At 75.7% G+C, this 23206-nt stretch carries 19 protein-coding genes and 1 pseudogene; 6 read left to right on the top strand and 14 right to left on the bottom strand.

The annotated features are described in order from the left end of the window. Positions 1 to 21: 21 nt before the first annotated feature. The gene (gene serC, locus CLV37_RS17220) at positions 22 to 1173 is read left to right on the top strand and encodes a phosphoserine transaminase (protein ID WP_106212662.1); all 1152 of its coding nucleotides are present in this window, start codon (positions 22 to 24) and stop codon (positions 1171 to 1173) included. A gap of 76 nt (positions 1174 to 1249) precedes the next feature. Further along, complete coding sequence (locus tag CLV37_RS17215) at positions 1250 to 1549, top strand: DUF1540 domain-containing protein (protein WP_211298736.1); 300 nt, start codon at positions 1250 to 1252, stop codon at positions 1547 to 1549. Here CLV37_RS17215 and CLV37_RS17210 read toward each other — a convergent pair. From CLV37_RS17210 to CLV37_RS17200, 3 genes are all read right to left on the bottom strand, one after another. Beyond that, entirely contained in the window at positions 1534 to 2724 is a 1191-nt protein-coding gene (locus CLV37_RS17210; protein ID WP_106212660.1) for a class I SAM-dependent methyltransferase, read from the bottom strand. The two genes, CLV37_RS17215 and CLV37_RS17210, sit on opposite strands and share 16 nt — an antisense overlap. Before the next feature lie 159 nt (positions 2725 to 2883). Continuing rightward, entirely contained in the window at positions 2884 to 4179 is a 1296-nt protein-coding gene (locus tag CLV37_RS17205) for an MFS transporter (protein ID WP_106212658.1), read from the bottom strand. Beyond that, a complete protein-coding gene (locus CLV37_RS17200) occupies positions 4176 to 4658 on the bottom strand; it encodes a MarR family winged helix-turn-helix transcriptional regulator (protein WP_106212656.1) in 483 nt (160 codons plus the stop codon). Before CLV37_RS17200 ends, CLV37_RS17205 begins: the two co-directional genes overlap by 4 nt. Positions 4659 to 4820: 162 nt before the next feature. On the opposite strand from CLV37_RS17200, the gene CLV37_RS17195 reads away from it, so the two are divergent. Next, positions 4821 to 7043: a putative bifunctional diguanylate cyclase/phosphodiesterase gene (locus tag CLV37_RS17195; protein WP_106212654.1), complete on the top strand. Its 2223-nt coding sequence runs from the start codon at positions 4821 to 4823 to the stop codon at positions 7041 to 7043. Here the strand turns inward: CLV37_RS17195 and CLV37_RS17190 are convergent. Together CLV37_RS17190 and CLV37_RS17185 are read right to left on the bottom strand one after the other, a co-directional pair. After that, on the bottom strand, positions 7032 to 8213 hold the full coding sequence (locus CLV37_RS17190; RefSeq protein ID WP_245885459.1) for an aminotransferase-like domain-containing protein: 1182 nt from the start codon (positions 8211 to 8213) through the stop codon (positions 7032 to 7034). The two genes, CLV37_RS17195 and CLV37_RS17190, sit on opposite strands and share 12 nt — an antisense overlap. A 127-nt stretch (positions 8214 to 8340) precedes the next feature. After that, positions 8341 to 9096: an SDR family NAD(P)-dependent oxidoreductase gene (locus tag CLV37_RS17185; RefSeq protein WP_106212650.1), complete on the bottom strand. Its 756-nt coding sequence runs from the start codon at positions 9094 to 9096 to the stop codon at positions 8341 to 8343. 45 nt (positions 9097 to 9141) lie between these two features. Here CLV37_RS17185 and CLV37_RS17180 point away from each other — a divergent pair, with 45 nt between their 5' ends. Continuing rightward, positions 9142 to 9390: a DUF2530 domain-containing protein gene (locus CLV37_RS17180; RefSeq protein ID WP_211298735.1), complete on the top strand. Its 249-nt coding sequence runs from the start codon at positions 9142 to 9144 to the stop codon at positions 9388 to 9390. Between the two features lie 10 nt (positions 9391 to 9400). On the opposite strand, the gene CLV37_RS17175 is transcribed toward CLV37_RS17180, so the two are convergent. From CLV37_RS17175 to CLV37_RS17155, 5 genes are all read right to left on the bottom strand, one after another. Further along, a complete protein-coding gene (locus CLV37_RS17175) occupies positions 9401 to 10093 on the bottom strand; it encodes a hypothetical protein (RefSeq protein ID WP_106212648.1) in 693 nt (230 codons plus the stop codon). A gap of 95 nt (positions 10094 to 10188) precedes the next feature. After that, positions 10189 to 13002 carry a bifunctional YncE family protein/alkaline phosphatase family protein gene (locus tag CLV37_RS17170; protein WP_106212646.1) on the bottom strand — a complete coding sequence of 938 codons (2814 nt, stop codon included), beginning with the start codon at positions 13000 to 13002 and terminating at the stop codon, positions 10189 to 10191. Between the two features lie 2 nt (positions 13003 to 13004). Beyond that, complete coding sequence (locus CLV37_RS17165; RefSeq protein WP_106212644.1) at positions 13005 to 14360, bottom strand: ABC transporter permease; 1356 nt, start codon at positions 14358 to 14360, stop codon at positions 13005 to 13007. Further along, on the bottom strand, positions 14357 to 15295 hold the full coding sequence (locus CLV37_RS17160; RefSeq protein WP_211298734.1) for an ABC transporter ATP-binding protein: 939 nt from the start codon (positions 15293 to 15295) through the stop codon (positions 14357 to 14359). The genes CLV37_RS17165 and CLV37_RS17160 overlap by 4 nt, the downstream gene beginning before the upstream one ends. 168 nt (positions 15296 to 15463) lie before the next feature. Continuing rightward, the gene (locus tag CLV37_RS17155; protein WP_146149454.1) at positions 15464 to 16069 is read right to left on the bottom strand and encodes a CGNR zinc finger domain-containing protein; all 606 of its coding nucleotides are present in this window, start codon (positions 16067 to 16069) and stop codon (positions 15464 to 15466) included. 104 nt (positions 16070 to 16173) lie between these two features. On the opposite strand from CLV37_RS17155, the gene CLV37_RS17150 reads away from it, so the two are divergent. After that, positions 16174 to 17457 carry an MFS transporter gene (locus tag CLV37_RS17150; protein WP_146149453.1) on the top strand — a complete coding sequence of 428 codons (1284 nt, stop codon included), beginning with the start codon at positions 16174 to 16176 and terminating at the stop codon, positions 17455 to 17457. 16 nt (positions 17458 to 17473) lie between these two features. On the opposite strand, the gene CLV37_RS17145 is transcribed toward CLV37_RS17150, so the two are convergent. The 4 genes from CLV37_RS17145 to CLV37_RS17130 form a co-directional block, all read right to left on the bottom strand. Beyond that, positions 17474 to 20563, bottom strand: coding sequence for a sacsin N-terminal ATP-binding-like domain-containing protein (locus CLV37_RS17145; RefSeq protein ID WP_106212637.1), 3090 nt, complete (start codon positions 20561 to 20563; stop codon positions 17474 to 17476). Between the two features lie 8 nt (positions 20564 to 20571). After that, complete coding sequence (locus CLV37_RS17140; RefSeq protein ID WP_245885458.1) at positions 20572 to 21561, bottom strand: DUF3027 domain-containing protein; 990 nt, start codon at positions 21559 to 21561, stop codon at positions 20572 to 20574. Further along, positions 21558 to 21941: a cold shock domain-containing protein gene (locus CLV37_RS29045; protein ID WP_106213073.1), complete on the bottom strand. Its 384-nt coding sequence runs from the start codon at positions 21939 to 21941 to the stop codon at positions 21558 to 21560. The genes CLV37_RS17140 and CLV37_RS29045 overlap by 4 nt, the downstream gene beginning before the upstream one ends. A gap of 134 nt (positions 21942 to 22075) precedes the next feature. After that, a complete protein-coding gene (locus CLV37_RS17130; RefSeq protein ID WP_106212635.1) occupies positions 22076 to 22795 on the bottom strand; it encodes an HAD family hydrolase in 720 nt (239 codons plus the stop codon). 196 nt (positions 22796 to 22991) lie between these two features. Between CLV37_RS17130 and CLV37_RS17125 the strand changes: the two are divergent. Then, a pseudogene (locus CLV37_RS17125) lies at positions 22992 to 23206 on the top strand (superoxide dismutase); the annotation flags it as partial.

The following is a 23206-nucleotide window of genomic DNA, read 5'->3' as shown; positions in this document are numbered from 1 at the left end:
CGCGTGCGGCAGGATTCTCCCGTGACCGTCGCTGCCACCGACCTGCGCATCCCCGACCACCTGCTGCCCGCCGACGGCCGCTTCGGGTCCGGACCGTCCAAGGTCCGTCCCGAGCAGATCGCCGCGCTCGCCGCCGCGGGGCGCACGGTCATGGGCACCTCGCACCGGCAGGCGCCCGTCAAGGATGTCGTCCGGCGCGTGCGGGCCGGGCTGGCCGAGCTGTTCGCGCTGCCCGCCGGGTACGAGGTCGTCCTGGGCAACGGCGGCAGCACGACCTTCTGGGACGTCGCCACCCTGGGCCTGGTCCGCGAACGCTCCCAGCACCTCGTGCTCGGGGAGTTCTCCGCGAAGTTCGCGGCGGCCGCGGCCGCGGCCCCGTTCCTGGCCGACCCCGTCGTCGTGCGCGGCGAACCCGGGACCCTGCCGCGGCTGGGGGAGGTGGCCGACGGCGTCGACGTCGTCGCCTGGCCGCACAACGAGACCTCCACCGGCGTCATGGCCCCCGTCGTGCGGCCCGCCGGGCCCACCGCCGACGAGGGCGGTCCCCTCGTCGTCGTGGACGCCACGTCCGGGGCTGGTGGCCTGGCCGTGGACCTGACCCAGACCGACGCGTACTACTTCGCCCCGCAGAAGGTGTTCGCCTCCGACGGGGGGCTGTGGATCGCGATCCTGTCCCCGGCCGCCCTGGACCGCGTCCGCGAGGTCGGGGCGACGGGACGGTGGACGCCGGCCTCCCTGGACCTGCAGATCGCGATCGAGAACTCGCGCAAGGACCAGACGTACAACACCCCCGCCGTGGCGACGCTGGTCCTGCTCGCCGAGCAGGTCGAGTGGATCCTCGCCCAGGGGGGCTTGGCCTGGGCCGCGGCGCGCACCGCGACGAGTTCGGGGATCGTCTACGACTGGGCCGGCGAGCGGGAGTGGGCCACGCCGTTCGTCGCCGAGGCGCAGGCGCGCTCGCACGTGGTGGCGACCATCGACCTCGAGGAGTCGGTCGATTCCGTGCAGGTTCAACAGGTGCTGCGGCACAACGGCATCGTCGACGTCTTCCCGTACCGCAGCCTGGGGCGCAACCAGTTGCGTATCGGGGTGTTCCCGGCGGTCGAACCCGACGACGTGCGGGCCCTGACGGCCTGCGTCGACCACGTCGTGGCCGAACTCAGGAAAGCCTGACCTGCATTTCTCCGCCGTTGTCAGGAAAGGCGTTCCTGGCTAGCCGTGAACGCCTTTCCTGGTTACTTTCGACGCCATGGCGACCGTGAACCTGGACCTCACCCCGATCCACCAGTGCTCCGTCGACGGCTGCACGTTCAACGCCTCGACGAGCTGCCACGCCCCGGCCATTACCGTGGGCGACCACGGCGCGAACCACTGCGCCACGTTCCTGGGCATCCCGACCAAGCACTCGCCGACCGTCGAGGGTCACGTGGGCGCGTGCCAGCTCGCCGACTGCTCCCACAACTCCGACCTCACCTGCCACGCCGCGACCATCGAGGTCGGCACCGCCGACTCCGGCCAGACCCGCTGCCTGACCTACAGCGCGGCCTGACGGACCCGTTCGAGCTCGGGGGCCAGCATCCGCGCCAGCGCGGGTTCCACGCCCCACGTCCGCGTCAGGTCGTCGTACTCGGCCAGCAGGTCCGCCAGCCGCGACCCGCGGGGTGCGCCCGTGCGCACCGCGCGGATCATCGCGTTGCGGGGCGTGTGGGCGGAGTCGATGAACTCCACCACCTCGACCTTGTAGCCGAGCACCTGCAGCACGAGCGAGCGCAGCGCGTCGGTGAGGACGTCGGCGAAGCGCTCGCGCAGGATGGCGTGCCGCACCAGGGCGGTGCGGTTCTCGTGCAGCTGCCGCTGCACGTCGCGGTGGCAGCACGGCGCCGCGAGCACCAGCGGCGAGCCCCAGCGCACCGCGCGGGCCAGCGCCTCGTCCGTCGCGGTGTCGCACGCGTGCAGGGCCATCACGAGGTCCGGCCGGGCACCGGTGAAGGGTTCTGCGCCCGCGATGGACCCCACCGCGAACTCCAGGCCCGCCAGCTGCGCCTCCCGCGCCGCCTTCAGGCCGGTCGCGACGACGTCCTCGCGCACGTCGACGCCGACCGTGACCAGCTCCTTGCCCCGCTCCCGCGCGGCCTGCCCGAGCCAGCGGTGGGCCGCGAACGTCAGGTAGGCGTTGCCGCACCCGAGGTCGACCGCCCGGACCCGCTCGCCGTCGCGCGAGAGCACCGTCGGGGCCAGGGGGGCGAGCTGGCGCACGAACGCCTCGACCTGCCGGCGCTTGTCGCCGCCGGCGCCCAGGACGCGGAACACCGGGTCGTCGGGGTCCACGAGCCGCTGCTTCGCCTTGTCGTGCCGGGCCGGGCCGGCGGCGTGCTCGGCCGCGGCCCGGTGGACCTGCGCGTCGCCCTTCTTGGTGACCCGCACCTGGACGACCTCGGACGCGGTCTCGACGTGCAGGTTGCCGTAGGGCTCGGCCAGCAGCTCGTCGACGGCCGCCCCCGCGTCGGCGACGGGCACGTTGCGGGTCGAGACGACCGGCCCCGTGCGGGCCGTGAACTGCAGGTGCGGGCCGTTCTTCAGCGCCACGGGGCGGACCTCGACCCGTTCGGCCGCAGGCGGTTCCAGCCCCTTGCGCCGGCCCGCCGCGACCGCCCGCGACAGGTTCGGCGCGTCCAGCAGCAGGGTGCGGACGTCGGCGAGGGCGGCGGTCAGGTCGGTGGGCACGCTCCCATTCTCCCGCGCCCGGCGAGCTCCTCCGCCCACCCCGGCGATCAAGGACCCCGACCCGGCGATCAAGGACGCACCGGCCCCGGCGGGGGCAGCGTTTCCTCGATCGCCGGGGGGATTCCTCGATCGCCGAGGGGAGTTCCTCGATCGCGGGGGTCAGGCGGCGGCCGGGTCCCGGTCGCCGTCGGGGGCCGGCGCGGCCGGCACCAGCCGCAGGTGCGGGGTGCCGCGCCAGGAGTACCGGACCCGGACCCGCGCGCGCCGCAGGAAGAACCAGCCGACCGCGAGCCCCACCAGCGCCGAGGGGATCGAGCCGACGAGGATCGACCACTGCGGCCCGAACGCGGTGCCCACCCACCCGACGAAGGGTCCGCCGACGACCGTGCCGCCCTGCATGAGGGACATGTACAGCGCCATCACCCGGCCGCGCACGGCCGGTTCGGTGCTCATCTGCACCGTCGCGTTCGCCGCGGTCAGCAGCGTCAGCGACGCCAGGCCCATGAAGGGCAGGACGACGAGGTACAGCGCGTACGTCGGCATGAGCGCCGCCAGCGAGGCGAGCACCCCGAACGCGACGGCCGCGCCCACGACGAGCCGGTAGCGGGGGCGGTCGCGCCGGGCCGCCACGAGCGCCCCGGCCAGCGAACCGACCGCCAGGACGGTGCCCGCCAGCCCGTAGCCGGCGGAGTCGGTGCCGAACTTCACGCTCGTCATGAGCGCGCTGGTGAGCTGGAAGTTCAGCCCGAAGGTCCCCACGACGGCGACCAGCGCGAAGATCGCCACCAGGTCGGGGCGCGCCCGGACGTACCGCAACCCCTCGCGCATGCCGCCCGTGCCCTTGGCGGGCTTCTCGCGCGGCACCGGGTCCACCGGCCGCATGAGGTGCAGCATGACCAGCGGGGCCACGAACGACAGCGCGTTGAGCAGGAACACCGGACCGGTGCCGATCCAGGCGATGAGCACCCCGGCCAGGGCCGGCCCGATGAGGCGGGCGGAGTTGAACGACGCCGAGTTCAGGCCGATCGCGTTCGGCAGGTCCTCGCGGGGCACGAGCTGGCCGACGAACGTCTGGCGGACGGGGCCGTCGATGGCGGACGCGCAGCCCAGCAGGACCGCCAGGACGTAGACGTGCCACAGCTGCACGTGACCGGACAGGACCAGGGCGGCCATGACCAGCCCGAGGAACCCCATGACGGACTGGGTGACCATCAGGGTGCGTCGCTGCGGGAACCGGTCGGCGATCGTCCCGGCGATCGGGGCCAGCAGCAGGATCGGGCCGAACTGCAGGCCCGTCGTGATGCCGCCGGCCGTGCCCGAGCCGTGGGTGAGGACCTGGATGACGAGCCAGTCCTGCGCCACGCGCTGCATCCAGGTGCCGACGTTGGAGACGACGGCGCCGCTGACCCAGAGCCGGTAGTCGCGGTGCCGCAGGGAGCGGAAGGTCTGGTTCACGCGCCGATCACCGCGTTGAGGATGCGGGCGGCCTCGGCCAGCGTCGCGCGGTCGGCGGGGGACAGGTCCTCGAGGCGGCGGCTGAGCCAGGCCGCGCGGCGTTCGCGGGTCTCCAGGACCACGCGGCGGCCGGCCTCGGTGGGCGAGACGAGCACCTGGCGGCCGTCGTCGGGGTGGTCGGTGCGGGCCACCAGGCCCGCCTCGACGAGGGAGGCGATGGTGCGGGTCATGGACGGGGGGCGCACGTGCTCGGCCTCGGCGAGCTCGCCGGGGGTGCGGGGGCCGGCGTTGAACAGCTGCGACAGCACGGAGAACTGACCGTCGGTGAGCTCGTCGACGCTCTTCTGGGCGCGCAGGCGGCGGGCCGTGCGCAGCAGCGAGACGCGCAGGTCGACGGCGAGCTGGTCGAGCGGGGCGACCGCCACGTCCACGCCCGCCCCGGTGTCCGGAGCGGGGGTGTCGTCGGCAGTTGGTGGCATGAGGCCACCATATCGTGAGGTCGGCTAATTAGCGAGGTGAAGCAGTTCAGGCGACCCCGCTGCGAGGTACCGCGATTCCCCACAGCGCGTTAGAGTTGGTCACGTTGTGTGATGGACAGACGGGGGTCCTCGGGCCCGCGTCGCGGACGGTGGAGCGAGCGAGTGAGTGGATCTCCGGCGACCTCGGCCACCCGCCGAGCCCGACGCGCCCTGGAACGTGCCGCGGCGGCGGTCGCCGAGTCCGGTCCCGCCCTGCGCACCCGTGACGCGGACGTCGAGCTCGTCGTCGACGGGCCCCTCGGCGCCGACGCCCTCGCGGTCGACCCGGGCCAGGCCTTCGTGCGGGCCCAGCGGCGGTTCAGCGAGTGCGGTGACCTCGCCGCCCTCGGCGAGGAACTCGTCGCGGAGGTCCACGACGCCGGCCACCAGCGCGTCCTGCTGCTGGAGACCGTGGCCCGCTCGCGCCACCGCGAGCTCGAGGTGCTCGCCGCCCGCGGCGACCTCCTGCTCGTGCCCGGCCGCCGCCTCACCGGCGCCGACCTCACCCGCATGTCGCCCTCGGCCGTCGTCGAGCTCGTCCCCGGCCACCCCCGCGCCCCCCGGCTGGCCGTCTGGGGCGTACCCACCTCCCACGCACCGAGCCTGGAGGTCCTCGCCGTCGCCGCCGGTGCCGCCTGGCGGGCCCTGACCGCCACCGCCGAGGCCCTGCGCGCCGCTGGGGAGTCCACCCGCTCGCAGCTGCTGCTGTCCGGGGCGCTGCGGCTGGCCGGTCTCGGGTCGTGGTCCTGGGACCCCGCCACCGGCGTCGTCGCCCTCGACGACCGGCTGCGCGAGATGCTGGGGATGACCGGCGCCGAAGCCGACCCGGACCTGGAGACCTGGCGGCTGCGCATCCACCCCGACGACCGCGGCCCCTTCACCGGGGTCGAGGACCCGGCCGCCCACGCCGGCACGTCGGCCCCGTACCCGTTCCGCGTCGCCGCTCCCGACGGGACCGAACGCACCTTCCTCGGCATGAGCGTCCCCCTGGCCACGACCAGCTCCTCGGTCGTCCAAGGCCTGGTCATGGACGTCTCGGCCGGGGAGAAGTCCACCGGCGAACTCGTCCGCCTCGCCCAGTGCGACTCCCTGACGGGGCTGGCCAACCGCTCCGTGCTCGACGTCCGCCTCGCCGAGGCGCTCGCGGGCGCCAGCGCCAACGACGCCGTCGCCCTCGTCCTGCTCGACCTCGACCGCTTCAAGCTCGTCAACGACACCCTCGGGCACCAGATCGGCGACGCCCTGCTGCGCCAGGTCGCCGTCCGCCTCGAGGACGCCGCCCCGCCCGGGGCGACCCTGGCCCGCCTCGGCGGCGACGAGTTCGTCGTCATGGTCCCCGGCCTCACCCGGCCCGAGGCCGCCGCCCTCGTCGCCCGCGACATCATCCGCCGGCTGCGCTCGCCCATGCTGCTGCCCGGCCTGCCCGAACCCTTCGTCTGCACCTCCAGCGCCGGGGTCGCGGTGGGGCACGAGGGGACCGCCGACGACCTCTTCCGCAGCGCCGACATGGCCCTGTACCGCGCCAAGGACGGCGGCCGCGACCGCGTCGCCCTGTACGACTCCGCCATGCGCGAGGAGGCCCAGGCCCGCCACGACGCCGAGCACCGCGTCCGCCGGGCCCTGCGCACCGACGGCCTGCGCGTCGTCTGGCAGCCCATCGTCGACCTGCGCACCTCCGAGCTCGTCGCCGCCGAGGCCCTCGTCCGCCTCGACGACCCCGTCCAGGGCATCCTCGAACCCAAGCACTTCGTCGACACCGCCGAGGACACCGGGCTCATCGTCGACGTCGACACGTGGGTCCTCGGGGAGGTCCTGCGCCAGCTGCGCGAGTGGCGCCGCGACGGCGTCGGCCTGCAGGTCTCCTTCAACGTCTCCGGCAAGACGCTCGAGCACCCGGCCTTCGCGCACCGGCTCGCCCACAGCGTCGAGTCGACCGGGGCCGCGGGCAGCTCGCTGCTGGCCGAGGTCACCGAACGCACCCTCATCGACCTGTCGACGTCCACCCGCGCCAGCCTGGGCGAGCTGCGCAGCATCGGCGCCCGCGTCGGCCTGGACGACTTCGGGACGGGCTACTCCTCGCTGTCCTACCTCGACCGGTTCCCGCTGAGCTTCCTCAAGATCGACATGAGCTTCGTCCGGCCGCTGGGTTCCTCCGACCGCGCCGAGGCCGTCGTCCGGGCCCTCATCAGCCTCGCCCACGCCCACGGCATGGTCGTCACGGCCGAGGGGGTCGAGACCGAGCTGCAGGCGAAGATGCTGCGGGACATGGGGTGCGACCGCGCCCAGGGGTACCTGTTCGGCCGGCCCGTGGACGCCGGACGCCTCCCGGTCACCTCACGCCCGTAGCGCCCGGCCCAGCCGCGAGACCCCCTCGGCGATCCGGTCGGGGGTGTACGTCGTGAACGACACCCGCAACGTCGAGGGGTTCGCCGGGCCGGCGTAGAACGCCTCCCCGGGCACGAAGGCGACGCCCTCGGCCAGGGCCGCCTCCAGCAGCTTCGCCGTGTCCCGGCCGTCGGGCAGTTCCACCCACGTGAACATGCCGCCCTCGGGTCGCGACCAGGTGCTGCCCGTCGGCAGTTCGCGCCCCAGCGCGTCCAGCAGCGCGTCGCGGCGCTCGCGGTAGGCCGCGACGACCCCCGCGACGTGCGCGTCGAGGTCGGTGGCGCCCAGGTACTCCGCGGCGGCGGCCTGGTCGACCGTCGACGTCTGCAGGTCCGCGGCCTGCTTGGCGACGACGACGGCCGGTCGCAGCGCGCCGGGCAGCCTGGCCCAGCCCAGCCGCAGGCCCGGGGCGCCGATCTTGGAGAAGCTGCCCAGGTGGATCGTCAGGTCCGCCGCCGCCGGGTGCGCGGCGAGGGGGGGCAGGTGCTCCCCGGAGTACCGCAGTTCCCCGTAGGGGTCGTCCTCGACGACCCACACCCCGTGCGCCGCGGCCAGTTCGGCGATGCGGGCGCGCCGGTCGGCGGACAGCGTGCGGCCCGTGGGGTTGGCGAAGTTCGGGACGAGGTAGAGCACCGCGGGCCGGTGGGTCGCGAACACCTCCGCGACCGATTCCGGCACGGCCCCGTCGTCGTCGCTCGCGACCCCGACCAGGTCGGCGCCGGCCAGGGAGAACGACTGCAGCGCAGCCAGGTAGCTGGGTTCCTCGACCGCGACGACCGCACCGGGTTCCAGCAGCGCGGTCGTCAGCAGCGTCAGCGCCTGCTGCGAGCCCGTCGTGATCAGCAGGTCGTCCGCCGCGGTCGGCAGGCCGCGCCGGGTCAGCCGCGCCGCGACGAGCTCGCGCAGCCGCGGGTCGCCCTCGGTGGCCGCGTACTGCAGGTTCCGGCGCGCCGCCGGCCCGCTCAGCGCGCGGTCGTAGGCGGCGCGCAGCCCCTCGGCGTCGAACAGCTCGGGGGCCGGCAGACCGCCCGCGAAGGAGATCACGTCGTGCGCGGACGTGAGCGCGAGCAGGTCGCGGACCGGTGAGGACCGGACCCCGGCGAGGCGGCGGTTGAGCGCGGGTTTCGGCACGGGTCTGCTCCCCAGGTGGTGGCGTTCGGGTGGAACCCGGTGCGGTGCAGCGATCGTGACGCCGCGCGCAGCGGGGGGACGCGACCTGGGTGAGGAGCGTTGCCCGGGATCCTACGCCCTGCGGACCTCAGGCCCGGTGCACGTGGGCGGCGTCCGCCTGCGCGATCGGGCGCAGGACGATCTTGTCGAGGTCGACGTGCGACGGGCGCGTCACCGCGAACGCGATGACGTCGGCGACGTCCTCGGCGCTCAGCGGCTTCAGCCCCTCGTACACCTTGTCGGCCGCCTCCTGGGACCCCAGGCGGACGACGGAGAACTCCGTCTCGACCATCCCGGGGGCGATCTCGGTGACCCGCACGGGTTCGCCGAGCAGTTCCTGGCGCAGCGTCCGGACGACGGCGTTCACCCCGTGCTTGACGGAGGTGTACCCGGCCCCGCCGGGGTAGACCTCGAAACCGGCGATGGACCCCAGGACGACGACGTGCCCGTCGCCGCCGCGCCGCATCCCCGCCAGCAGCGCCTGGTGCACCCGCAGCAGGCCGACGACGTTGACGTCGTACATGGCCTTCCAGCCCTCGGGGTCGCCGTTCTCGATCGTGTCGCTGCCGAACGCGCCGCCCGCGGAGTGCACCACGACGTCGACGTCGCCGACCGCGGCGGCCATCGCGGCCACCGAGTCCGCGTCGGTCACGTCCAGCGCGACGGCCCGGCCGCCGACCTCCGCGGCCAGCGCCTCCAGGCGGTCCACCCGGCGGGCGGCGGCGATCGTGGCGAAACCGGCGGCGGCCAGGGCGCGCACCGTGGCGGCACCGATCCCGCTGCTGGCGCCGGTGACGAGGGCCGTGCGCCGGCGGGTGTCCTGAACCGTGTCCTGGGGAGCCATGCCGTCATCCCAGCAGACGGACCCGCGAGGGGGGACACTGACCCCGTGCCCCTGTTCCTGCCGCCGTCCAAGGCCAAGCCCCCGCCCCCGCCGCTGCGGACCGACGACCGCCGGGCCGTGCTGGTCGGGCTGGGCGTCTGGGCGGTGCTGCTCGTCGTCGCGCTGGCCGTGCCGGAGGTGCGCGGCACGGGAGAGGGGCGCTGGCTCGGGTCCTGCGTCGCGGGACTGCTGCTGGGGCTGGTCGGGCTCGGGTACGTCCACCGGCGCGAACGCCGCGGGCGCCGGGACCGCTGACCCGTCGCCGTCACTGCAGCGAGCCGACCCCCTTGGCGATGACGACCACCGAGGTGATGAGCGCGGTCGTCGCCTCGAAGCCCATGAGCACCTTCGCGCGCGGGGTCAGCGGCATGGTGTCGGTCGGGCTGAAGGCGGAGGAGTTCGTCAGGGACACGTAGAGGTGGTCGACATAGCCGGGGATCCATCCGCTGACGGCGCTGGAGCCCCGGCGGACCTCCTCGACGGTGTCGTCGTCCTCGTCCTGCGTGAAGCGGAAGTCCGCGGCCTGCAGCCGGTCCCGCCGCGTCTGCTGCCGGGCCACCGGGCCGCCGCGGTCCAGCTCCCAGAACAGCAGTCCGAAGACGATGACGTTCGTGACCCAGATCTGCAGCGCGGCCAGGAGCAGCGGCGGCCCGCCGGCCTTCGTCGCCACCAGGGCGTGCAGCAGGACGGTGAGCGCGTAGAGGTTGGTGGCCAGCACCAGCACGGTGAGCGCGATGGACGTGCGGCGCGACCACCGCGTCCGCGGTCCGCTGCGCACCGGGTTGGCCACGACGACGGCGACGAGGAGCAGGACCTCGAGCACGGGCACGGCCAGGCGCGGGCCGGGGATCAGCTTCTCGGGCAGGACGGCGTACAGCGCGATGGCCACGGCGGTGGCCACGGTGGCCGGCAGTCGTGTCTCGCCGCGCCGTGGGTGCCGGCCGCGGGTGAACTCCACCCGGCCATTCGACCAGGTCCGGCCGCGGACGCACGGCGGCCCGCCGGCGGGGCCGGCGGGCCGTCGTGGAGGAGCGTCGGGCAGCGGCTGAGCCGTCAGTCCGTCTCGGCGCTCGCGACGTACGCGCCGGGCACCTTCCCGGGCACGTAGATCACCGAGTCACCGGGGTAGGGCACCGTCCAGCCGTGGGTGCGGTACCAGGTGTAGCGGTTCATCTGCTCGGGGTTGGCCTGGTCGGGAGCCGCGCCGGCGCCCGTGAAGTGCTGGGACTTCGCCCACGCGGCCCACTGGTCGGCGACGGCCTGCTGGCTCGCGGGGACCGCCGTCTCCTGCTGGACCTGGGCCTTGAGCTGCGCGGCCCTCGCCCCCGTCAGGCCCAGGGTGTCCTCGCCGCAGGCGGGTGCGGTGGCCACGCCCTCGGTGAGCGGCACCTGGTTGGGGACCGCGGTGAAGGGCGTGAGGTCCGGCTTGCTCGTGAAGGCGGAGGCCATGGGCGTGGCCGCGGCGAGCTTCTGGTTCAGCGGCTGCGCACCCAGGATCTGCTGGATCGTGCGCACGACGGTCAGCTGGGAGTAGTAGGTGCTGTCGACCTTCCCGTGCTGGGCCCACGGGCTGATGATCTGCACGGGCGCCCGGTGGCCGTCGACGTGGTCGGCCCCGGCCTGGCTGTCGTCCTCGACCACGAAGATCGCGGAGTCCTTCCAGTACGGGCTGTGGGAGATCTCGTCGACGATCTTGCCGACCGCCAGGTCGTTGTCGGCGACCTGCGCGCGCGGGTCCGGGGTGCCGCCGGTGTGGTCGCTGGAGAGCCAGAACGTGTTCAGCGCCGCCGGGCCGTTCTTCTCGAAGTCCTGCTTCCACACCTGGTAGCGGTACAGGTCCGGGATGTCGGTGTCGAACTTCGGGTAGGCGTGGTCGGTGATCGCGTTCAGGGACGGGATCGGCGACTCGGAGTCCTGCCGGATCGAGGGGTCGAACAGGGTGGCCGGGTCGCCGCCCTGGTCCACGCCGGTGGCCGCGCAGTAGTACGACTGCCACGTCGCGGTGGCGGGTTTGGTCTCGAACTGGGTGAACTCGCCGAAGTTGCGCGCCGTCTTCCCGGCCGACTGCACCGACGTCCACAGGAACCCCGAGCGCTGATGGCCCAGGACGTCGTCCTCGGTGTCGTAGCTGCGGACGTACTCCCCGGCGGAGGACTCGGTGTACTCGGGGTTGTCGCCCTGCATGAGCCAGTTGTGGCCCTCGGCGGAGTTCGTCCCGACGTCGTAGAGGTTGTCGTAGAGGCCGAACTGCTTGGCCAGCGCGTGCTGGTTCGGCGTGACCTTCGCCCCGAACTGCGCCAGCGACGGGTCGCCGTCGCCGCGCGGGTCGTCGCCGTACACCTGGTCGTAGGTGCGGTTCTCCTTCACGAGCAGGAACACGTGCTTGATCGTGGACGGGTCGCCGACGCGGGCCGGGACGGGGACCGCGGCCGGGGTGCGGCCCTTCGCCTGCGCGACGTCGTCCTTCCCCCAGCCGTTCTGGGCGAACACCGTCGCGGTGTCCTTGGCGATCTGCGCCGTCGTGGGCAGCCGGAACCGGGTCAGGGACGCGGTCGTGCTGTGCGTGCCGTGGCCGGTCGCCGGGGTCGTGCCGGTGCCCTCCTTGAACGTGAGTTCGGGACCACGCGCGTCGATGCCGCGGGTGTTCGTCACGACGACCTGGTTCCCGACGGCCGCCACGTCCGCGGGGTAGTAGTCGGTCGGCAGCAGCCCGAGGTAGCCGACGGGTTCCTGCGGGCGGCCCGCGTAGGTGTAGACGGCGACGGCGTTCGCCCGGGCCAGGGTGATGAGCAGGTGGCCGTCCTTCGTCGTCGCGATCGCGGTCGGCTGGTAGCCGACGTCCGCCGAGGCCCACGGCTTGGTCGAGATCGTCTGCACGACACGGCCCTTGCGGGTGTCGACGACCGAGACGCTGTCGTCGCCGGTGTTCGCGACGAACAGCGCGCCCCCGGAGACGTGCAGCGCGGTGGGGTGCAGACCGACGTCGATCGAGCCGACCGCGGCCCCCGGGTGGGCGGTGTCGATGACGCTGAGGGTGCCCGTGGTGGAGGTCCCCAGGTACGGGTCGGCGGGCACGGCGGTCCCGTAGGAGTTGATCGCCGTCTCACCCGGTCGCGGCGCGCGCCCGCCCTCGTCGCTGACGTAGAGCGTGCCGCCCACGAGGGCGACCTGGCGCGGGGCGGTGCCCACGGCCCACGTCCGCTGCACCTTCCCGGTCGAGGGGTTCAGCGCCGCGACGGAGTTCTGCCCGTTGAGGGCCACGTACAGCGTCCCGCCGTCGGCGGAGTAGGCGGCCCCGCCCGGCAGCGCCGACTGCCCGTTCACCTGCGGCAGGGGAACGACGGTCCCGGCGCCCAGGGTCCCGTCGGCGTTCACCGGGAACCGGGTCAGCCCGTCGGTCTGGGCCAGCCACACGAATTTCCCGTCCGGGGAGAACGTCGGGGCCTCCTGCCCGACGCTGCCGTCGGCGATCTTCGCGTTCGCCGCGGCGCCCGTGCCGACCGTCCAGACGAGCTCGTAGCTCTTCAGGTCGAAGATCTGCAGGACGATCGACTTGTCGGTGCTCGCCGCGGCCAGGAACCGCCCGTCGGGGCTGACGGCCGACCCCATGATCTTGCCGTTGTCCGTGACGAGCCGGTCCCCGAGGGGTTTGAGGACCTGGTCGGAGGAGATCTGCAGCCCGGTGCCGTAGGTGGAGCCGACCCGGTGGTGGCCGAAGACCGTGGTGGTCGCGTAGGCCACCCCGCCGCCGGTGACGACGAGGACGGCGGTCCCCGCGGCGGCGAGCGGCAGGGCCCGGCGGCCGAGGACCTGCGGCAGCCGCCGCCGGACGGCCCGCGGTGCGCGGCGCCGTGTGACGTGGTTCATTCTCAGCCCTTCGTGGTGGTGGCGAGCAGGTCGACCGAGCCGTCGAACTGCCAGAGCGGGTTGGGGCCGGGCCCCGTGACGGTGGGGACGGGGAAGAACCCGTTCACCGTCTGCGGTCCGTCCCCGTCGGCGACGTAGCGCCCGTCGGCGGTGACGTCGAGCTGGTAGACGGCCGAGCCGGTCGCGGTGGCGCCGGGGATGTGCCAGCTCACGACGCAGCGCCAGTCGTTGCCCGGGCCGCTGTCCTCGACCCGGTCGCCGCCCTTGTCGCAGGTGGCACCGGTGCGCAGCTGCGCCTCGGGCACGTCGGGCCGGCCCAGCTCCCGGGTCTGCAACCGGTACAGGTGCGCGTAGCTCGTCGCCAGCGAGGTTTCCAGCTGCGGGCCGGTGACGCCGGCGCCGGTGACCGGCGTCGTGGCGGCCAGGAGCCCGATCGTCGCGGCCAGCAACCCGACCGGGGGGAGCACCGCGCGGACCGCGACCCCGGCACCGGAGCCGTCGTGGGCCGGGCCGGTGAAGTCGCGGCGCAGGAACAGGTGGCGCGCCAGCGCCGTCGCCAGCACCGCCCACGCCAGGGCCACCCCGACCCCCAGCAGCAGGGGGGTCGTCTGAGCGGGGGAGGTGAACAGCCCGTGCCAGGCGGTGAACGCGAAACCCGGCAGCGCGGCCCGGACGACGACCGGCAGCGGCAGCAGCTGCACGAGCTGCAGCACCAGGGCCAGCAGCGCCGGCAGGAGCAGACCCACGGGGGAGCGGCCGAAGACCACCGAGCCGAGCAGGCCGACCGCGGCGAAGGCCGCCGTGGGGGCCAGCACCGCGGCCCAGGCCAACAGCACCGTCGCCCCCGCGCGCGCCGGGCCCAGCAGGTGTCCGTCCAGGCCCACCAGCGGGTGGGGCCCGACGGCCAGCAGCCCGCCGGCGGTGCTCGAGACGGCCAGGCCGAGCACCACGACCAGCAGCACGGTGGCGGCGGCGAGCGCCTTGGTGGTGAAGATCCGCCGGGGGGAGCCGACGACGGTCAGCAGGTGGCGCCACGTCCCGAGCCGGTCCTCGGCGGCGAACACGTCCCCGGCCACCAGGGACGTCGCCAGCGGCAGGACCCAGCTGCAGCAGAAGGACAGCACGACGAGGGGACCGGCCCAGCCGCTCTGCCCCATCCAGCGCCCGAAGACGGTGTCGGTGGGCAGCGTGCTCTGCCGGCTGATGGCGGCCACCAGGACACCGGGGCCCAGCCAGCCCACGAGCAGCAGGGCGCGGGTGCGCCACTGGGCGGTGAGCTTGAGCAGCTCGAAGCGGTACCCGGGCAGGGCGGGGGCCGGGCGGCTGCGCGCGGCCGACGGCGCGGCGAGGGTCGTCACGAGTGCTCCCCCGTCTCGGTCAGGGCCAGGAACGCCGCCTCCAGCGGGCTCACGACGGGCGCCACCTCCCGCACCCCCACGCCGGCGCGCACGAGCCGGGCGACGAGGTCCTCCAGCGCCGGCACCGAGCCGCGCACGAGGAGCGCGTCGCTCTCGCGGCCCCGGACGAGGTCGTCGTCCGGCAGGAGCCGCACCCCCGGGGTGGCGGCGGCCACCCGCCGGGCGGTCCCGGGGCTGGACGTCACGAGCCGGTGGTCGAGCTCGCCGGACTCGGCGGCCAGCTTGCCGATCGGCCCGCTGAACACCGCCCGGCCCCCGGCGAGGAGGGTGACGTCGCTGCACAGCGCGGCCACGTCGTCCATCCGGTGGCTGGACAGGACCACCGAGGTGCCCCCGGCGGCCAGGCCGGCGAGCACGCGCTGGACGTGGCGGGCCCCGGCGGGGTCGAGGCCGTTGGAGGGTTCGTCCAGGACGAGCACGCGCGGCTGCAGCAGGAGGGCGGCGGCCAGCCCGAGGCGCTGGCGCATGCCGAGGGAGAACCCGCGCACGCGGTCGTCGGCGACGTCGCCGAGCCCCACCTGCTCCAGGGCCTCGTCCACGCCCCGGCGCTCGCGCCGGCGCAGGTCCGCGACGGCGGTGAGGTTCTGGCGCGCGGTGAGCTGGGGGTAGAGCCCGGGGCCGTCGACGAACCCCGCGACACCCTCGGGCACGCCCGCCCCGGGGCGCAGGACGGTGCCCAGGAGTTCCACGCTGCCGCGGTCGGGCGCCGACAGGCCCAGCAGCAGGCCCAGCAGGGTCGTCTTGCCGGCCCCGTTGGGGCCGACGAGCCCGTGGACCCGGCCCTCGGCGACGTCGAGGTCGACGCCGTCCAGGGCGATGACGTCCCCGAACCGCTGGTGGACGCCGCGCGCCCTGATGGTCCCCACGTGCGTCACAGACCGCTCCTCGTCCCGGCTCAGGGCCAGACGCTAGGAGCCCGTCCTCCCCGCCGGGGGACCGTGCGGGGAACGGCAGATGAACGTTGCTGGAGGCAACTGGTGAGGGTCGGCTTCGTGCCACGAGCGGTGGGTCCCCGGCCCGGGCGGGTGCTGTCCGGGACCGGGTCAGCCGGTCGGGACCCCCGCGCGCCGCCGCCGGTACGCCGCCGCTTTCGCCCGGTCGCCGCAGCCGCTCATGCCGCACCAGCGTCGTCTCCGGCCGCGGGAGGTGTCCACGAACACCCGCGTGCACCGCTCGTCGTCGCACCACGACAGCGCCGCCCGCTGCGGGCCGGACAGCAGGTCGAAGCAGTCGCGCACGAGCCCGGACAGCACCGCGTCGAGGTCGCCGCTGCGTTCGACGGCGCCTGCGTCCCCCAGGTGCAGACCGACCGGGGGCCGGAGCGCGGTGGTGTTCAGCAGCTCCCGCGCGGACGGTGGGGCGGGGGTGCCGTCCAGCGCGGCGGCCAGGACGGCGAACAACGCCTCACGGACCTCCCGGGCGCGGACGAGCTGGGCCGCGGACACCGCGGGAGGGCGGTCCAGCAGGTGCGCCTGCCCGATCCAGCGCTGCAGGTCCGCGGGGACCCGCAGCCGTTCCAGGGCGGTGGTGCGGCGTTCGGCGACGGTGCCGACGAAGTCCAGGCACGCCCGACCGCCGACGAACTCGAACACCGACCCGCCCGGGCCGGTGTCACCGCTGTCCGCGTCCACGTCCACGTGCTCCTCCACGTCACCACCTTGACCGGTGACGGATCGGACTGCAAGGCTCGGGCCGCAATCACCTCCTCGACCGGTGACGCACGTGGTCGCCGGCCCACCGGCAGGAGCCGTCGATGACGTCGTCACCCACCTCGCCCGCAGCAGCGGTGAACCCCGCGCTGCTGCGCACGCCCCTCGCCCGCTACGGCGCGGTCGCGGTGCTGGTGCGCCTGGGCGACGAAGGAGCCCGGGTCGCCCTGGTCCTCGCGGGGGCCCGGCACGGCGGTCCGGCGCTGAGCGGTCTGCTCGTGGCGGCCCTGCTCGTCCCCCACGTGGTGGCCGCCCCGGCCGTGGGCGTCGTGACCGACCGCGCCCGCCACCCCCACCGGTGGCTGGCCGGGGCGGCGGTCGTCTTCGGCCTCGCCCTGGCCGCCGCCGCGGTCGGCCTGGGACGGGTCCCCGACCCGGTCGTCCTGGTCGTCCTGCTGACGGGCGGCTGCTGCGGCCCGGCGCTCACCGGCGGTCTGTCCAGCCGGGTACCGACGCTGACCGCCGGGGCCGGGGCCGGGGCCGGGGCCGGGGCCGGGGCCGGGGCCGGGGTCGGGACGGCCCGGGCGTTCGGACTGGACTCCCTGACCTACAACGTGTGCGGGATCGCCGGCCCGGCGCTGACCGGCGTGGTCTCGACGCTGACCTCCCCGCGGGTCGCGCTGGGCCTGCTCGCGCTCAGCTGCGCCCTGGGCGCCGCGCTGCTGCTCACGCTGCCCGGACGCACCGGTCCTGCGGTCGGCGCCGCCCGTCCGGCGCGGGTGGGCAGGACCGGTGCAGCGACCGCCGGCGCCCGGGCGATCCTCGGGGAACCGACGCTGGCCGCCGTCACCCTCGCCAGCAGCACCGCTCAGGTGGGCCTGGGCGCTCTGCCCGTCGTCGCCGTCGTCCTGGCCTCCCGGGCCGGCGACCCGCAGCTCGCGGCCTGGTTGCTGAGCCTCAACGCCGCCGGCGCGCTGCTGGGATCGCTGGCGTGGACGTGGCGACCGGCTCCACCCGCCCGGGCGGCACGCTGGTGCCTGCTGAGCCTGCTGGGCGTCGGGAGCCCCGTGGCCCTCACCGCCGTGGCACCCGGTCCGGCGCTCGCGGCCGTCCTGTTCGCCGTCAGCGGGACCTTCACCGGCCCGTTCACCGGGGCCCTGTTCACCACCCGCGACCACCACGCCCCGCCGGGCTCCAGGGCGCAGGTCTTCACGCTGGCCGCCGGGCTCAAGGTGAGCAGCGCCGCCGCGGGAGCGGCCCTGGCCGGCCTCCTGACCGACCGGGGGACCGCCGTCCTCCTCGTGGGGGCCGGCGCCCTGCCCGTGCTCGCGGCCGCGGCGGGTGCCGCGCTGCGCCTGCGCGGCACCGGCGACGGTCGCCGCGGGTGAGACGGCGCCCGGCCGCTCAGGTCAGCCCCGGCAGCTCCCCGCCGAGGACGCCGGCCGGGTCGTCACCGGCGAGCAGCCGGGCCAGCGCCCCCCGGGCCCACCACGCCCCCGCGGCCTGGGCCAGCCCGTCGGCCGCGGCGGCGGTGCCCGTGGCCACCACGTGGTCCGCGTCCGCGTCCGCACCGACCCAGAACGGCACCGGGACCCCGTCGCACGTCAGGGTCGGCACCGACGTCCACGTGGCGGGCAGCCCGGGGACCAGGGCGTGGGCGGCGGCCGGGACCGGGCGCTGCGTCCCGCCCGGGTGGGCCAGGACCCCCTCGGCACGGTCGGAGGCCAGGTCCACGTCGAGCAGGTCGGCGACGCGGGCGGCGTGCGGGACGAGCAGGCGCGGCCCCAGGTCCGTGCGCGCGGCCCACGCCGGGGAGTCGGGCACGACGACGTCGTCGGCGTCAGCGGACACCACCCGCCCGTCCGCGTCGAGCGCGGCGAGCCGCTCGGGCGCGAGCCGCCCGGCGTCCTGCGCCGACCGGCCGAGCAGGGCCCACAGGGCCAGCAGGTCCGCGGCCGCGGGGGTCCGCGCGGCGCTCGCGTCCAGCAGGGGCTCCAGGTCGTCGACCCCGGCGGCCGCCAGGTCGGGCAGGACGCCGAGGGCGCGGCGGGCGCTCGCGGGCAGCTCGCCCACCCAGGCCGGGGCGGGCGGCAACCAGTCCGGGGCCGTCCCCGCCGGGTCGCGCGAGACGGCGGGCAGCGGCCCGTGGCGCCGCAACCACCACGCCAGGTGGCCGGGGCGCCGGTGGCCCCCCACCACCCAGGGAGCGGTCAGCGCGCGCAGCCCCGCGGGGTCGGCGACCAGCGCGGCGAGCACCTCGGGCCACGCGTCGACGACGAGGTCGAGGTCGCGCACCGACCCCGCGCCGTGGACGGTCGGACCGGCGACCGGGTCGTCCAGCGCGTCGAGCGCCTCGCCCCAGACCTCCTCGACGTACCGCTCGACGTCCACAAGACCGGCCTCGGCGGCGGTCCCGACGTCGGTGAGATCCAGGTCGGCCTCGACGAGGGCCGGGCCCGCGAGCACCCCGACCGCCCGCAGGACGTCCGGACCCCACTCCCGCAGCAGGTCCGGGTGCACCGGGGCCACCGCCGCGGGGTCCAGGGCGCGCTCGGCCAGCGTCCCCGGCAGCACGAGCGCCCCCGCCGGGGCCAGGTCGTCGCGGTCGTCGGGCAGGGCCAGGTCGGACAACCACGCCAGCTCCCGCGCCACGCGGGCGGCGCGCTCGGCGGTGCCGGAGGGGACGTCGGTGGGCTCGTCGTCACCGTCGGGCCCCACCGCCGCGGCCACGACGTCGAGCACCGCCGCGGCCACCTCGTCGGGGTCGTCGGCGTCGGGGGAGGCCTGCACCGCCGCACGGACCGCGGGATCGGTCAGGACCGCCCACGCGCCACCCTCCCGGGCCCCGAGGCGGACGAGCAGGTCCCGCGCCGGACCCGCGGCCACCTCCGGCGCGGCCACCCGCAGCCCGAAGCCGGCCAGCAGCCCGGCCGTCTCCGGGTCGACGTCCAGGTCCCCGTCCGGCAGGACGACCCCCGCGACACCGTGCACCCGCCGGCCCCCCAGCAGCGGGACCGGCAGCCCGCTCAGCGCCTCCCGGGCCAGCGGGTCGCCCGCCAGCGGCGCCAGCGCCGCGAACAACGCCCGCGACCCCGGCCCGTCCAGACCGGGCAGGACGTCCAGGACCTCGGCCAGGCCCATCCGCGTCACCCCGAGCTCGGTGAGCAGCCGGTCGGTGCCGCGCCCGGCGGCGACCAGCCCGGCCAGCGCCGGGGCCAGCGCAGCCAGCAGGGCGGGGTCGTCGGAGCCCGGCCCGGTCAGGGCGACCGCCGAGCTCGGCCGGACCGCCAGCGGGGCCCCGTCGACGCGTTCGACGCACACCAGCAGCGGGACGTCGCGGGCCCGGTCCAGCACCCGGCGGCGCAGCTCGGCGTCCACCCGTCCCGCCGCAGCCCCGTACGGCAGCAGGGACAGCGCGTCGCCGCCCTCGGCGGCGACCTGCGCCAGCAGGTCCCCGTAGGCGTCGGCCGCCGCGTCCAGCAGCACCTCCGTCGCCCGGCCCGGGGCCAGCCGGCGCCGGTCCGGGCCCAGCGGGAAGGTCGCCACCAGCAGCGCCGGCCACGGCAGGTCCTCGTCGGTCGGGGTCGGCGCGCACACGACCCCGGGACCCGGCGCCCCGTCCACCGGCAGGGCCCACGTCAGGTGCCAGCCGAGCCGGCCGCGGTCCTCGACCCCGCGGCCGGCGACGTCGGCGGCGGACAGGCGCCCGCTGCGGCGCACCACTCGCCACCGCTGCTCGACGTCGGCCACGGCCCGCACCGGTGCACCCGGCAGGTCGACGACGATCTCGTCCAGGCCGGGCAGGGCCAGCAGCAGGACGTCGGCGGCCGCGTCGGTGGCGGCGTCGGCGGCCAGGTCCCGCAGCGCCGACTCCACGAGGTCGCGGGCCGCGGCGTCCCGCAGCGGCAGCTCGACGACGGTCTCGTACCCCTCGGGCACGGGCGCGGCGAGCGGGGCCGGGAACGGCAGCCGCAGGGCCGGCACGTGACCGGCGCGGGCCCGCAGCTCGCGCTGCGCGCCGGCGCTGCCCCGGGTCCGGACCAGCTCGGCGGAGTCCTCGCGGCTGAAGCGGACCGCGCCCGTGGAGGACCGCAGGGCCGGGGCGTCGGTGACCGCCAGGACCGCGGCGAAGCCGACGCCGAACCGGCCGACGGAGCCGCCCTCGTCGCGCTTGGCGCTCGCGCGCAAGGTGGCGAGGGCGCCGACGCCCTCGGCGCTCAGCGGCGCACCCGTGTTGGCGGCGAGCAACCGGCCGGGCCCGCCGGCGGGGTCGTCGACCAGGCGCAGCAGCAGCCGGCCCGGCACCCCGGCGGCCGCGGCGGCGTCGGCGGCGTTCTGGGCCAGCTCCACCACGAGCCGGTCGCGGTAGGCGCCGAGGGCGGCGTCCTCCTCGGCGTTGGCGTCCTCCCGCAACCGCTCGGGGGAGGCGTTCCAGGCGGCGAGGACCCGCTCGACGACGTCCGCGGTGCCGAACGGGTCCTCGACGGCGCGCACGGCCTGGTTCAGCTGGTGGCCTCGACGGCCCCGGGAGCCTGCCCGGGCTCGTCCCCGGTCGCGCCCTCGGTCGCGTCGCCGGTCGCGTCGTCGGGCGCGAGCTCGTCGGGCCCGAAGAGCTCGAGACCGTCGGGGGACAGGTCGTCGATCAGCGGGGCCGACGGTTCCTCGGCGGCGCTCTCGACGTCGGTCTCGCTGTGCGCACCGCACCCGTGGTCGACGCTCACGACCCGGGCGTCCTCAGGGGACCACTCGTTGGCGCAGACGCCGAAGACCTGCCGCAGGGACCCCGCGACGGGCACGAAGAACCCGCACGTCGAGCACGGCGCCTTGGCGTGCTCGGCGATCTCGCTCCTCGGGCCGCGGTCACCCTCGTACCAGCGGGCGGCGGCCTCGTCGCGGCCCTGCGCGGACAGGACGCGCTCACGGCCCAGGCCGAGCTCCCACAGCGCCACCGCGTCCACGTCGTCGTCCCCGGTCGCCTCGAAGCCCTGCTCGAGCAGCGGGTCGTCGGCCTTGCGCGGCAACGTGTCCTGGGGCCCGACGTCGCCGGGGCGCAGCCGCTCGGACCAGGGCAGCCACACCGGCGGCTGGAGCGCGTCCTCGCCGGGCAGCAGGCAGACCTCGCTGACCGTGACGTTCCTGGCCCGCGAGGCGCGCGTGACGGTGACCGTCCAGCGCCAGCCGCGGTAGCCCGGCAGCAGGCACGCGAACGTGTGGCTGACCAGGCGGTCGCCCTCGGCGACCGCGCCGAGGTGCTCGCCGACGGTGCCCGGTTCGGCGATCTCCTCGGCGGCCTCGCGGGCGAGGTCCACCGCGGCGGCCGTGGCGGCGTCGAGGGTCGGCTTGCGCGGCTTGCGGACGCGCTTGACCGGTCCCGGGGCCACCTCGGTCGCGGGGTCGGTCGCGGGGTCGGTCGCGGGGTCGGTCGCGGGGTCGGTCGCGGGGTCGGTCGCGGGGTCGGTCGCGGGGTCGGTCGTCTCCTGGGTCACGCTCACGCCTCGATGTCGTCGGCGACGGCCCGCAGGACGGTCGCGATCTTGGCCGCGCCGGCCTTGTCGGGGTAGCGGCCGCGGCGGAAGGAGCCCGAGAGGCCGTCGAGCAGCTTGATGAGGTCCTCCACGATCGGGACCATGTCCTCGGGCTTCTTGCGCGTCGCGCGGCTCACGGAGTGCACCGGGTCCAGGACGCGCACCGACAGCGCCTGGTTGCCGTTCTTGCCCTGCACGACGCCGAACTCGACGCGGGTGCCCTTCGCGAGCGTCGTCGTGCCGGCGGGCAGCGCGGAGGCGTGCACGAACACCTCGTCGCCCCCTTCGGCGGCGAGGAAGCCGAAACCCTTGTCGGCGTCGAACCACTTGACCTTGCCAGTCGGCACGGGAACCTTCTCCAGTTTGCGGTGCCGGGCGCTGCGGGGGGCCGCGCGCACCGGCGGGGTGCGTTCTCGGGTCTGAGCGGGACCACGACCGGCGGACCGGGAGGTCCGCCTGGACGTGAGCCGTCCCCACCAGGTTAACGGGGGCCGGGCACCGTCCGCTTCCCGTCGCGCAGGTCGGTCGCGTGGCCCTCGAGCCAGGCGGGGAAGTCCTCGAGCCCGCCGAGCACGACGTCGGCCCCGGCCTCGCGCAGCGCGGCCGCGTCGTGCGAGCCCGTCGTCACCGCGACCGCGACCGCCCCGGCCACCCGGGCGGCCCGCACGTCGCCGGGGTGGTCGCCGACGTAGGCCGTCGCGCCCAGCTCGCGCAGCCGCACGCCCTTGTCCTCGGCGAACAGGTCGCCCGTGACGTCCTGCGCGGCGATCGAGGAGGCGAGGCCGGTGCCGGCCAGGACCCGGTGGACGTTCGGGGTGTGCTTGGCGCTCACGACGACGCTGCGGCCCCCGTGCCCGGCCGGCGCGCTCAGGGCGGCGGCCGCGGCGGGGTAGGAGCGGACGGTGGGCACGCCGAGGGCGGGGTACAGCTCGCGGTACCGCGCGGTCAGCCGGGCGACCTCGGACGCGGAGCGGCCGGGGGCCAGGCCGGCGACGATGAGCTCCAGCGGCATCCCGGCGTACGGCCAGACGTCCGCGGCGCTCACCTCGACGCCGACCTCGGCCAGGACGGCGCGCATCGTCGCGGCGATCCCGGCGCTGGAGTCCACCAGCGTCATGTCCAGGTCGAACCCGACGACCGGTACCGCCGAGCTCGGCCGGGGAGGGGCTGCGGTGTCGTCGGTCCCGGGCACGGAGCTCATGCCCCGACCCTACGGGGTGCGTCGCGCGGACCCGGCCGCTGCGCCCCACCCCGGCGACGGTCCGGAGATCACGCGGTGAGACGCTTCGGGCGGCCGGTTGCGCACCGTCGGAGGCTGCGCGAAGGTCGCGGGTGCGAGGCGGGGTCCACGAGTCCGGCCCTCGTCCCGCCCAGATCGACGCTGACGAGGAGAAGGCATGGCTGAGTACACCCTTCCGGATCTGCCCTACGACTACTCCGCGCTCGAGCCCCACATCTCCGGGGCGATCATGGAGCTGCACCACGACAAGCACCACGCCACCTACGTGGCGGGCGTGAACACCGCCCTGGAGAAGCTGGCCGAGGCCCGCTCGAAGGACGACCTGGCCACGGTCAACCTGCACGAGAAGAACCTGGCCTTCAACCTCGGCGG

The organism is Kineococcus rhizosphaerae (genome assembly GCF_003002055.1).
Lineage (GTDB): Bacteria > Actinomycetota > Actinomycetes > Actinomycetales > Kineococcaceae > Kineococcus > Kineococcus rhizosphaerae.
The sequence above is the reverse complement of the archived record's forward strand: the minus strand, read 5'-3'. Positions and strand labels throughout refer to the sequence as shown.

Coding starts and splice junctions, on each gene's coding strand:
- CLV37_RS17130 (WP_106212635.1), bottom strand. CDS start 22,795: ATGAGCTCCGTGCCCGGGACCGACGACACCGCAGCCCCTCCCCGGCCG.
- CLV37_RS17170 (WP_106212646.1), bottom strand. CDS start 13,002: ATGAACCACGTCACACGGCGCCGCGCACCGCGGGCCGTCCGGCGGCGG.
- CLV37_RS17150 (WP_146149453.1), top strand. CDS start 16,174: ATGACGTCGTCACCCACCTCGCCCGCAGCAGCGGTGAACCCCGCGCTG.
- CLV37_RS17215 (WP_211298736.1), top strand. CDS start 1,250: ATGGCGACCGTGAACCTGGACCTCACCCCGATCCACCAGTGCTCCGTC.
- CLV37_RS17200 (WP_106212656.1), bottom strand. CDS start 4,658: ATGCCACCAACTGCCGACGACACCCCCGCTCCGGACACCGGGGCGGGC.
- CLV37_RS17185 (WP_106212650.1), bottom strand. CDS start 9,096: ATGGCTCCCCAGGACACGGTTCAGGACACCCGCCGGCGCACGGCCCTC.